This is a genomic window from Vallitaleaceae bacterium 9-2 (genome assembly GCA_038396585.1).
Taxonomy (GTDB): domain Bacteria; phylum Bacillota; class Clostridia; order Lachnospirales; family Vallitaleaceae; genus UBA1351.
In genome coordinates this window covers 3,064,267-3,076,437 of record CP121691.1, presented here as the reverse complement: position 1 = coordinate 3,076,437, position 12,171 = coordinate 3,064,267, and the positions used below count along the sequence as shown (strand labels likewise).

General features: G+C 37.0%; 9 protein-coding genes and 1 tRNA gene. 8 read left to right on the top strand and 2 right to left on the bottom strand.

Annotated features, from left to right (window positions below):
* Positions 1-157 precede the first annotated feature (157 nt).
* From QBE53_14135 to QBE53_14120, 4 genes are all read left to right on the top strand, one after another.
* The gene (locus tag QBE53_14135; protein ID WZL80924.1) at positions 158-1,972 is read left to right on the top strand and encodes an EAL domain-containing protein; all 1,815 of its coding nucleotides are present in this window, start codon (positions 158-160) and stop codon (positions 1,970-1,972) included.
* Between the two features lie 23 nt (positions 1,973-1,995).
* The gene (locus tag QBE53_14130) at positions 1,996-2,367 is read left to right on the top strand and encodes a response regulator (GenBank protein ID WZL80923.1); all 372 of its coding nucleotides are present in this window, start codon (positions 1,996-1,998) and stop codon (positions 2,365-2,367) included.
* Positions 2,367-3,254, top strand: a complete 888-nt coding sequence (locus QBE53_14125; GenBank protein ID WZL80922.1) for a hypothetical protein — start codon at positions 2,367-2,369, stop codon at positions 3,252-3,254. Before QBE53_14130 ends, QBE53_14125 begins: the two co-directional genes overlap by 1 nt.
* A 182-nt stretch (positions 3,255-3,436) precedes the next feature.
* On the top strand, positions 3,437-5,152 hold the full coding sequence (locus QBE53_14120) for a diguanylate cyclase (GenBank protein WZL80921.1): 1,716 nt from the start codon (positions 3,437-3,439) through the stop codon (positions 5,150-5,152).
* Positions 5,153-5,167: 15 nt separating this feature from the next.
* Here QBE53_14120 and QBE53_14115 read toward each other — a convergent pair whose 3' ends face one another.
* The gene (locus QBE53_14115) at positions 5,168-6,187 is read right to left on the bottom strand and encodes a mechanosensitive ion channel (GenBank protein ID WZL80920.1); all 1,020 of its coding nucleotides are present in this window, start codon (positions 6,185-6,187) and stop codon (positions 5,168-5,170) included.
* A gap of 109 nt (positions 6,188-6,296) precedes the next feature.
* Between QBE53_14115 and QBE53_14110 the strand changes: the two genes are divergently transcribed.
* A complete protein-coding gene (locus QBE53_14110; GenBank protein ID WZL80919.1) occupies positions 6,297-7,400 on the top strand; it encodes an iron-containing alcohol dehydrogenase family protein in 1,104 nt (367 codons plus the stop codon).
* Here QBE53_14110 and QBE53_14105 read toward each other — a convergent pair.
* Positions 7,374-7,446 (bottom strand) — tRNA-Thr (locus QBE53_14105). The two genes, QBE53_14110 and QBE53_14105, sit on opposite strands and share 27 nt — an antisense overlap.
* 48 nt (positions 7,447-7,494) lie before the next feature.
* Here QBE53_14105 and QBE53_14100 point away from each other — a divergent pair.
* From QBE53_14100 to QBE53_14090, 3 genes are all read left to right on the top strand, one after another.
* On the top strand, positions 7,495-9,459 hold the full coding sequence (locus QBE53_14100) for an S-layer homology domain-containing protein (protein WZL80918.1): 1,965 nt from the start codon (positions 7,495-7,497) through the stop codon (positions 9,457-9,459).
* 121 nt (positions 9,460-9,580) lie between these two features.
* The gene (locus QBE53_14095) at positions 9,581-10,945 is read left to right on the top strand and encodes a stalk domain-containing protein (GenBank protein WZL80917.1); all 1,365 of its coding nucleotides are present in this window, start codon (positions 9,581-9,583) and stop codon (positions 10,943-10,945) included.
* An 11-nt stretch (positions 10,946-10,956) separates the two neighbouring features.
* A complete protein-coding gene (locus tag QBE53_14090) occupies positions 10,957-12,096 on the top strand; it encodes a TolC family protein (protein ID WZL80916.1) in 1,140 nt (379 codons plus the stop codon).
* The last annotated feature ends 75 nt before the right edge of the window (positions 12,097-12,171 follow it).

The window sequence follows — 12,171 nt, the reverse complement described above, 5'->3', positions numbered from 1 at the left end:
TGTGTCAAATAGAATGTGTAGCTTTATTTTTCTGAGCCGATAAATAAAATAATAACACGAAAATTATAAAAAATGTTTAAAATTTGATTAAGGTTTTAGAATGGGTTATGATATACTTATATTGCTTAGTTTTTTCTTTGGGAAAAGGGGGGAAGCGATGAAGGTAGTTGAGTATGATGAACGAATTTATCAGCGGATTGAAGAAAAGTTTGATTGGATTTTACCTTATGCAACTGTGATTTCATGGCTTTCTGCTTTGGCAATAGCTTTTACAGATATTCCGAACTATTTTGTATATATTGATGGGATTGTCGGATTGGTGCTCTTAGTCGTATATCTAAATCGCCGACGCTTGAGCCGTGAAGTCAAAGTAAGCATTGTTATTGCCATGGCAATGGCGATAGGGATTATATCGTTTACCGATGGTGGCTTTTCAAGTGGTGCAATTGCACTTATTCTTGTTAGCAATGGAATGGCGATACTTTTGTTGGAAAAGGAACAAAGCTTTGTCATCGCGGTGCTTTCAGTGTTGAGCCTTTTTGGGCTATGGTTTTGGTCGTGGAAAACAGGCTTTTTGACACCAACTAAAATGCATGCGGGCATATGGATCATCCAAATTTTACTGGTAAGCCTCTTTGTATTTATCTTTCGTTTTGCAGCATATGCCATCCGCAACCAGCTTTTAGAAAAAATTCATGCGCTAGAATCCTCGATGGCTTATGCTAATCAATTAGCGTATTATGACCAATTGACCAATTTGCCAAATTACATGGCTTTTACTCAATTCATAGAAGAAAGCCAAGAAAAACAGCCGTTAGTCGGTTGGATTATTGTCTTAAGTTTTAAAAACCTTCATATCATTAATTCGGTGTATGGCGCAAAGATTGGAGACCGTATATTAATACGTGCAACACAATACATTCAAGAGACCAATACAAGCGGCGAACTGCTTGCTCGAGCAGAAGGAAACCAATTTATTATATGGATACCTAGGAAAGAACAGTTGAAGAACACACTAAATCGCATAGACAAGCAACTTATGCAAGCGTTCGAAGATGAGAATCTATCCAATCTATTAGGGTATTACCTTGGGTATGCACAACATACACAACAAGATGGAGGTTTTGAAGGGACATATCAAAAAGCCCTCTTAGCCATGACATATGCCAAGTATTCAAAAGCTGAGAATATCATGGCTTATAATGTAGAGTTTGAGGAAAAATTAAAACGTGATACGTATTTAATGGAACAACTTAAAAAAGACTTAGTTGATTTTTCGAATTTTAAAGTGCTGTATCAAACTCAAAATCATGTAGATTCACATCAAGTGGTTGGTTTAGAAGCTTTGTCCAGGTGGTCGACCAAGACATATGGCCCTATATCAGCACGAGAATTTATTAATTTTATTGATCAAATCGGATTGCATCGTGAGTTTGGATACTTTGTACTTAATCAAGTGATGCTAGATTATGCTAAGCTGACCCAAAAATTTGAAGCGGATATTACTGTTTCAGTTAATATTGAGCCGACATATTTAATGGATGCGCGCTTTTTGCTAGATGTTGAACATTTATTGCAAAAACATAATTTTAAGGGAAGTCAACTTATTTTTGAGATTACAGAAAGTGTAGCTATAAATGGGATTGAAAAGGTGAACCAAATTTTACATCCGTTACGTGAAGTAGGTATACAGATTTCTCTGGATGATTTTGGAACAGGCTATTCTGCCCTAAATTATCTGGTCAATCTTGAAGTGAATGAGGTGAAAATCGATAAGATGCTCATTGACTCCATTGTATCCAACGCTAAAGGAAAGGTAATGTTAAAAACCCTTAAAGATTTGGCGCAAGAGTTTGAATTACGCCTTGTTGCAGAAGGGGTTGAAACGGAAGAACAGTATCAAACCATTCGTGACATTGGGTATAAGATTATACAAGGATATTATTTTTCTAAACCTGAAGATATGGTATAATAAGTGTATAGGAGGGTTTTAACATGGAGAAGAAAATTTTATTATGTGATGATTCGATAACAGTACGAAAAAAACTTATTCAGTCGTTAAAGTCTATTATTGAGTGTGAAATCATTGAAGCAACCAATGGAGAAGAAGCGGTCAAGCTTTATAGTAGCAACAAGCCCGAACTTGTGTTTATGGATATTGTGATGCCGTTTATGGATGGACTGGAAGCACTTGAACATATTATGGCTAAAGACCCGAATGCAAAGGTTATTATGCTGTCGTCTGTTGGAACAAAATCAAACCTTCAAAAGGCGTTAAAGTCTGGAGCGATTGATTTTGTTCAGAAGCCATGGGAAGATGAACGATTGAAAGTCGTTATTCAATCACATCTGAAGGAGGTAGAATAATGTTTAGTGCTTTTTTTGGTAACTACTTGTTAAATAAAGGGCGAGTTCAGCTGGAAGATATGAAACGTGTGCTTGAAGTGATGCATACCAAAAACCTCAAGCTGGGTGTACTAGCCATTAACTTGGGGTATATGACAGCAAAAGAAGTGGAGAATGTTCATGATAAGCAAGCGTTTATGGACAAGTATTTTGGAGAGGTTGCGATTGAACAAGGGTATTTAACAGAAGAACAGCTTGAAATACTTTTGGCAGAGCAAAAGTCAGAACGCCTAGTTCTTGCACAGACGCTTATTGAAGAAGGGATTATGAGCTTAGAAGCATTTGAACAAGAGATTAATCTTTATAAGATTGAATATGGTCTTAATGATGACCAATTTGAAGCAATACGTAATGGAGATGTACATGTTGTAGCAACTGCCTTTATGACATTTGAAAAAGAAGAAAAAGTACAACAGTTTTATATTGAGTTTGTTACACTTTTTGTTAAGAACCTCATTCGATTTGTAGATACCCATGTGAGCATTGATCGGGTTCAGCGTATTGATGAATTAGAATATCCACACTTGATATCACAGTATCTTGTTGGAGAAGATACCTTTTTCACAGCGGTTGGAGGATCTGAAGAAGTCTTTTTGACACTAGCGGAAAAATATGCGACAACTTCATTTGAAGCTTTTGATGAATATGCCATTGATGCATGTCAAGAATTCTTAAATGTAACAACTGGGCTTTTTGCAGTTAACTTGTCCGACCAAGACATTGAATACACGCTTAAACCGCCAACCCATGTAACCGATGCTATCGTACGACCCAAAAATACTCTTTATCGGATTCCGGTACATTTAAGTCATGGAACAATTTATTTGATTGTAGGACATTTGGACTAAGACAAAAAAATAGAATAAGAAAAATATAGATCAGGTGTATCTGGGAGAGGCTTCCGGGTACATCTTTTGTTATTCTAGAGGAAAGTGAACTCCATAAAAATTTTGCTTTTTTATAGACCCGAAGTTCATTATAGTGATATAATTAATACACTATAATGAAAGAGTTGATGAGGAGATTATAGATGAAGAGGAGATACAGATTTACCTTAATATTCGTTGGTTTATGCATGTTTTTAACCTATGCAGGTTATTATCTTATACAAGATGGAAGTGCGCTTACTGTGGATACTCAAGCGACGCAAGGTGCGATTGTTTTGGAAAAAATTGATACCCAAGATATTATTGCAAAACTAAATGGTGAGTGGAAGTATTATGATGGGAGGCGCAAGGATGAGATTACGCCAGAAGATGCGTATGCCTTTATTTCTATTCCTGAAAACAAAAAAACAACACAAAATAAGCAGTTTTATCGATATGGAACTTATGTTTTAGAGGTTAGCGGATTAAAAGCGAATACAGCCTATGGGATATATTCTGGCAGCCAAGTGACAGCTTTTAATTTATATGCAAACAATCATCTGGTGTTTTCAAATGGCGTGATGTCTGAATATCCTACGACGCACATCCCACAGTGGAAGCCAAAAGCAGGCACAATCTATAGTGATGCAAATGGTCGCCTTGAACTTGTCGTTGAGATTAGCAATTACGAGTATAGGGATGGCTTGTTTTGGTCTCCAATGCACATTGGCAAGCCGGACTTGATCTTTAACAATTATTATAACAAGCGTGTTGTGGATGTCGCGTTTTTATTAGGGTTTTTAGTGATTTTTTTAGTTCTGGTTAGTTTTTACTTTATTATTAAGTATGATTCAGGTGTCATATATCTTGCGATGCTATTAATGATTATGTTTACCCGATTATTGGTAACATCAAGTCGACCGATCATGTACTTAGGTTCAGGAATATCATGGAATTTACTTGTACGATTGGAATATATGAGTGGTTATATGATTTTACCTGTTTTTATATTGGTTATCCTTAGTCGTACCCCTTATTTAAAAAAGCGCTGGATTCAAAAAGTGGTTTTTACGGTATGTGTTTTTATTGCGTTTTTCGTCGGGGTGAGTGACCATGATATATATAGTCAATTTTTAGAAGTGTATTTGTGGATTGCTTTTTTGAGTGTTGTTGGATTAATGATGATATCCTTTCGCCATCATTGGTATAATCGCTTTCTTAGGAATATGTTTTTCTTGATTTTAGTAAACTTTTTACTGGCGCTTGTTCTAGAACTTCTAGGAGAGCCGATATCCTATGTTCCGGTTGCTATTTTTAATGGCGTTGTTGGTGGAACCGGAATCGTCCTTAATAGTTTTGTCAGCAAAATCAAGGAGAATGAACTTCTTGCTATGAGTGCCATGATAGATCCTTTGACAGGGTTATATAATCGTTTGTATTTTGATGAGCTGAGCAAGGAGTCATTTGAAGAATTAAAAGCCCATGAGTTATATGTTTTGTTTTTAGATTTAGATGGATTTAAGCTTATTAATGACACATATGGGCATGATGAAGGCGACTATATTCTTCAGACGATTAGTCGACGGTTGCGACAATCTGTAAGAAGCGATGATATTATTATTCGCTATGGAGGGGACGAGTTTATTATTCTTTTGAATCTGCATAAAGAAGAGGACATAAAAAAAGCGGCAAAACGCTTGCTACATCAAGTAACGATTGTTGAAGAAAGTAGTGATAAACAATATAAATTAAGTGCAAGTATCGGTATTGCCCATTATGATCTTAGCAGTGGCTATTCTCTTGAAGAGTATGTAAAGTTAAGTGATCAAGCAATGTATAAAGTCAAGGAACAAGGGGGAGGCTCGTATGCGATTGTATAAAAAACGCTCTTTATATTAAGAGCGCATATGGATATCGCGTTGAGGAAAAGGAATCTCAATATGGTGCTGACGGAATTTTTTTAAAACCATAAAGTGTAAGGCGCTTTTTATTTGAAATTCATGGATAGGGTTGTCAATCCATACGAATAATTTAAAATCAAGAGATGAATCTCCAAAACTGACAAAGTGAACAGACGGTTTTGGAGATTTTAATATTGTGGTCCAAGTTTCACTGACGTCGCGAACGGCTTCAAGTAAAAGTTGTTCTACATGTTCAACATCACTTTCATATGCAACGCCAACAGGAATAACGAGGCGAAGCCTTGTATCGCTGTAAGAACGGTTGATGACTTTTTCTTCTAGAAAAAAAGAGTTCGGAATGATGATGTGTTCATTATCAAGAGTCTTGACAATGGTTGCTCGCATGTTAATTTCATCAACATCACCGATGATATTATCGACAATGACACGATCGCCTACTTTAATGGGACGCTCAAAAAGAATAATGAGTCCTGAGATAAAGTTGGAGGCAATGTTTTGCATTCCAAAACCGATACCGACACCCAAGACACTGGCAAAGACGGTTAGACTGCTTAGGCGGATTCCTAAAGTGCTAAGTGCAGCTAATATGGCAATAAGGAGAAGGGTATAATGAAAGACACTATTAAAGGTAAAACGTATGCCCTTTTCAAGATTATACTTATCATAAATGCTTGGGAGGATATATGTTTTTGAAAGAACAGAAATACGCGAAGCCAGCGCAACAATAAATATGGCAACAGCAACCAGAAAAATCGAAACTGAAAAACTCCCTGAAGTAAAAAAAGGATCAAATAACCAACGGGATTCAGAAAAATAGTTTAATGCATAGGTAATAAGAATAAAGAGGGTTGACCAGTTAAGAACAGCTAATAAAATCGCCTTTGATTTTTCGGTTTTTAGTATTTGTTTTAATGTTTGACGAAGGATGATATATACAATACATATGGTGATGAGGCCAATCATTGCCCACATCCAAGGGGGTAAGTTAAACATTTCGCATCTCTCCTTTACTCGACCTGCATTTATATTTATTTTAACATGGATTGCACTAAGGTGCTAGAAGATATGCTATAATGAAGAATATAGCAAGGAGGTTTTGTTTATGATGCAATTTTATATGCCAACAAAAATTTTCGATGGCAAAGAGATTATACAAGAAAAAGGACAGTTACTACGTGAATATGGAAAACGTGCGTTGATTGTAACGGGACGACATTCATCAAAAATCAACGGGTCGCTTCGAGATGTTGAAGAAATTCTAAAACAGCTGGATATAGATTATCGTATTTTTGATGACGTTGAAGAAAACCCATCTATTGAAAATGTTGTCAAAGGGGCAAAAACCTATGAGGCAGCACAGTTTGTTATTGGGGTCGGTGGCGGATCACCTTTAGACGCGGCCAAAGCCATTGGGGTACTTTTAAAAAACCCTAATATACCGGTTGAAAAGGTTTTATTTGAGACACCTAATGCAAAAGCGCTTCCGGTGATTGCCATACCAACGACTGCAGGAACAGGAAGCGAAGTAACACCCTACTCGATATTGACGGTACATAAAGAGCAGACCAAACGTAATTTTAATTGTAAGATTTTTCCTGAGATTGCGTTTATAGATGTACGGTACTTTTTGACGATGCACATTAAAGTGCGTGTACATACATGTATTGATGCACTTACGCATTTGATTGAGAGCTATTTAAATACGAATGCGACAGCGTACAGTGATGGAATCGTTGAAGCAGGGCTTCGTCTTTGGGCAAAAGGATATCCAAGAATTAATGCGGAAAATATTGACGAAACACATATGAACTATTTTATTGAAGCGTCTACATTTGCCGGAATCGCTATATCTCAAACAGGCACAAGTTTGCCTCACGGGATGGGATATTATTTGACATATCATCACGGGCTGTCTCATGGACATGCTAATGGGATTTTGACGAGCAGCTATTTGCGCTTATATCAAAATCAAGAAAAAGTAAAACAGTTGTTAACTTACTTGAATATGGAGACAATTGAAGAGTTTGAGCGTAAAATAGATTCCCTATTGCCGGGATTGAATTTAACACAAGAGCAGATGCAAAGATATGCTGAGCAGATGATGAGTAACCAAGCAAAGTTAAAAAATTATCCCTTTAAAGTAACCACAGAGGAACTGTTTATGATGTATAAACAAAAAAGCTCCCAAGCGGAATCGAACCGCTGACCTATTCATTACGAGTGAATCGCTCTACCGACTGAGCCATGGGAGCATCTTTAATAATTATAATAATTTTTGGGAAAATTGTAAAGGAGAAGTTATGCAATACATTCGACGACAAAAAGTGAGAGTGGCCATATTAAGCCTTATCGTGCTAGCTCTTACGATTCAACCAAGCTATAGTTACAGTGAATTTACAGATATTACGAACCATTGGGCAAAAGATTATATTAAAGCAGCAGTAAATAAAGGTATTGTAACAGGGTATTCAGATGGAACTTTTCGTCCGGATGCCCCAGTTACACGTAGTGAATTGGCGAAAATCATTAACCGTGGATTACGCTTGACACAAACCACACAATTAGTGTTTTCAGATCTTAGTATGAATCAGTGGTATTATTATGATGCATCAAGAGCGGTTGCAGCAGGATATATGCAAGGCTATGATGATTTTACGTTTCGAGGAACGTGGAATATATCACGCCAGGAAGCAGCGGTTGTGTACCATACTTTAATGCCCTTTTATCAAAGAGATATAGGTATGAAGCGATTTTCAGATGATGCAGCGATAGCGCTTTGGGCCAAAGAAAGTGCCATGGCTGTTGTGGATAAAGGCTATATGATAGGAGATGAACAAGGACGCTTTCGCCCGGAAGATCCACTGACGCGAGCAGAAGCTTGTGTATCCATCGTGAAGTTCTTAAATGGGGAACGCCTGAATTCCTACAATCAGTATATCAATGAAGTCGATGACTTAGAGTCAAATATTATCTTTACAGGAAAGATAACAGTAGATGAAGATATTGACGAAGGGGACATCTTTTTTGATCGAATGGTTAGTTTAGGAGATGTATATGTTGAGTCGGATCAGCAAAGTGAGGTTGTTTTTCATGACTCAAAAATTCAGCGAGTTTGGCTGGATAATTCTTCTGGAGAATCGAGCATTCGGTTAACAGGGAATACAACGATTGAGCAAGTGATAATTCCTTATGGAGGAACGGTTCAAGATGACACTTTAACAGGTGCAGGAATACAAGAGATTGTTCTTAGCGGAAAAAAACTTGATGAACAACCAACATATATTAGAGGTAAAGTGGATACAGTTCGTATAGAATCTGAGGCTATCCTTCGTTTGGAAGCCGGGCGTGTTGAAAGTATGCGTATACATTCAAGTGCCAAGGACTCAGTGATTTTCCAAGAACAGGCAACAATTATTGAAGAAGCTATGGTCAATAGTCCAGTATCCTTTGAAGGTTTAGGGAAAGTGATTACCATGCATGCTCAGTCAAACTATATTACATATCAGACAGAGCCCTTTGATGTGCAGCATTCGATTAGCCTTCGGCGTCCACCTAGGTTTGCAGAAGATGATAGTGCCCCCATTCCTGTGTTTTCACCAAGTGATGATGAAGACAATGTGGCGACAGATACAGAGATTTGGATTGTTTTTGATGAACCTATATTTTTAGATGATGGAGAGCCGATTTACAATGAAGACATTAAAGACCTCATTGAACTTCGGCGTGATCGATCAAAAGGACGTCATGTTAGTTATACAGGAACGCTTCAAGGAGATAATCAAAGTATAAAATTGATTCCTGAATATGAACTTATAGAAGATGAAGATTACTATATTATCCTTTTGGACGAAGTGATTGAAGATAGAGATGGGAATGAAAATGATAAGATTATATCACAGTTTAGAACGGGTGAGACGCAAAAAAGAGACTGGGATATTGATATTTATCCAAAAAATAACGCGAGAAATGTTGATCGAGATATAGAAATTGAGATTGACTTTAATCAGACGATTTTTAGAACCGACGGAGAGAAGCTTCGAGAAAATGATCTGGATGAACTCATTGAGATACGTCGAGGAAGCATACGCGGTAAAAGGATTGACTTTGAAGGATATCTGGACCGGGATCATGAAGTGATTACGTTGGAACCAACAGAGCGTCTAGACAGAGATACATATTACTATGTCATCATTTTAGATGAAGTGTTTGAAGATGAAGATTATAATGTCTTAGACCGAGAATGGTTTAAATTCGAGACAGAATAATGAATGGGTAATTATAGTATTTTTATTAAGAAATGGTTAGAACTATTGACAGTATTTTGATAAAAAAGTAAACTGAACCTATGCAAACACTGAACAGTGTGTAGAAAGAAGGATGTGGAGAATGAAGAAAATAGTTGCGTTTATGTTAGTTTTTGTGCTGGTAAGTTCAATGCCGGTTTATGGCTTGGCAAATCGTGTGTCAAATCAATATACTCGTATGAACAGTTTACTGACAGTGGATAAAGTTGTTGAAGTTTATCCGTTTGAAGATGGTGTATGGATTGTAACCGGAGGTGGAGGTCTTGCACGGATTGATTCACAAGACCAATGGACGACATATCAAAAGACACCATATGGATTAATCAATAATTATATTAACTGTATGACAATAGATAGCAATGGTAATGCTTATTTTGGAACCAATACAGGCGTAAGCGTCTTTAAAACGGATGGCCAGTGGGATCAATATTATATGAACAATAATGCGGTCTACGGCGAGACGGTGACAAGTCTAGCAGCAGATGATAATGGTGGCGTTTGGCATGGTGTAACCAATTATGGAGCCTATTATATTGATGCACAAGGAAACCGAACAAATTATAATCCGACGAATTCAAAAATTCCGAGTACAGATATAACTCAGATTGCACTTGACGGTCATGGTGGAACATGGTTTGCAATGCATCCGAACTATTCGGATATTGGTGGTATCGCATATCTTGATGCAGAAGGTGAATGGACGCTTTATAATGCGAATAATTCAAAGCTGCCTTCAAACCGTGTGAACGACATATATGTTGCAAGTGATGGCGCTGTATGGATTGGTACAGTAAATGGCTTAGCTATATTGAATGAAGATGAATGGACCATATATAAAAAAGGTTCAATATGGGAATACTCTGTGAAATCTATTGCAGAAGATGCACAAGGAAATATTTATGCGGCAACATGGGGAGATGGACTGTTAAAGATTGACACGGCAGGAACACTTGTTGAATATAAAGCAACCAATACCCCCATCCCAAATAATTATATTTATGATGTTGCACTAGAGAGTGATGGAACACTTTGGTTAAGTACAAATATTGGTGCAACAGAAATAAAAAATGAAGTACGTGAGACCCCGGTAATACAAAAGCCGGATAAAGTTATGGTGTTTTTAAATGGACAAAACATTCGTTTTGATGTGGAGCCTGTTATTCGTAATGGACATACCCTTGTCTCCATGCGAAATTTTTTAGAAGCGCTGGGTCAAGAAATAGAATGGGACCCAACAGTGGAAAAAGTGACATCAACAGGGGATAAGAACATTGAACTTTATATTGGAAAAACAACAACGACTGTTGATGGTGAAGTATCTGAACTTTCAGTAGCCCCTGAAATTGTCGATGGACGTACAATGGTTCCATTACGTTGGCTGGCAGAGACGTTGGACTACGTTGTGGAATGGGATCCAATTAACTATTATATTGACATTGTAAAATAAGGAGAGATTTGATGAAAAGTAAAGCCCTTGATTTGAAACGAATTAAAATAGCCATAGCATCCATGTTAATTCTCGTGTTAACGGCATCCACATTATTACCGGTAAAAGCAGAAGAGATAAAGATTGAGCCGGAAGTCTTAACGGTTGAAAAAGCGCTTGAGCTTGCTATGGAGAACAACTTTGATGTGAAAATAGCAGGAATTGAAAAAGAAGAATCATTATTAAATCGTCGTAAACTTCTCGATACAGCAGATATCGATTTTGCAACAGGAAACTATGATGCGGATCTTGGTGTGGAATTAGCTAAAGTTCAAAAAGATTACTTGAAATCCTTGGCAGAAAGCATCTATGATGTTCAAATCATAGGTATAGAACTTCAAGTTAAGTCGACTTATGCAAGTGTGATTCATGCCAAGAGCAATTATGAGTTAGCAGAAAAATACTTAGAACAAGCCAAAGAAAGCTATGAGTTTATGAATAAGCGATTCGAGCTTGGACAAATTGCAAAAACAGATGTGCTTGAAGCAGAGTCAGAGGTAGCAACAAAAGAATCGGAGTTATTAGAAGCAAAATTAGCATTTGATAATACAATGATGGATTTGAATATGCTCCTTAATCAAGACCTGGATAAAGAATGGATCATTGAAGAAACATTAGAGACAAAAACAATTGAAGTACCGGAATTATCTGTACTTCAAGCATATATGGAAGAGAATCATCCTTCTGTATTAGGAGCACAAATGAGCCACAAAATTGCAGAAACAACATTTGAAGTTACAAGTGGATTTTACCCGGAAAATGTGTTTGTGCATAAAGAAGCAAAACAAGCATATGAAAAATCTACATATCAATATGAAGCGGCAAAACTCGCCCAAGAGAAAAAACTTGTTCAAGCATATCAAAACCTTGATAGTATCACCCAAGGAATTGAAGCACTTGAAAAAGGTGTTGATCTTATCAATGAGAGCTATCGTAGTGCACAATTACGTATGGAATTAGGATTTATTACAAGCCATACCCTCAATAGTATTGCACTGACACAACAGCGTATGGAAGCAAACTTAGTTAATATGCAACGTAACTATCAACTAGCGGTGGCGCAACTTGAAGCTGTATCAGGATATACATTTTTAGATAGTATAGAAGAATAATAGATTAATTATTAGAATAGAAAAGAGTAGATGTGTTAAGGCTAAAAGCGCTAATACATCTACTTTTTTTGTACT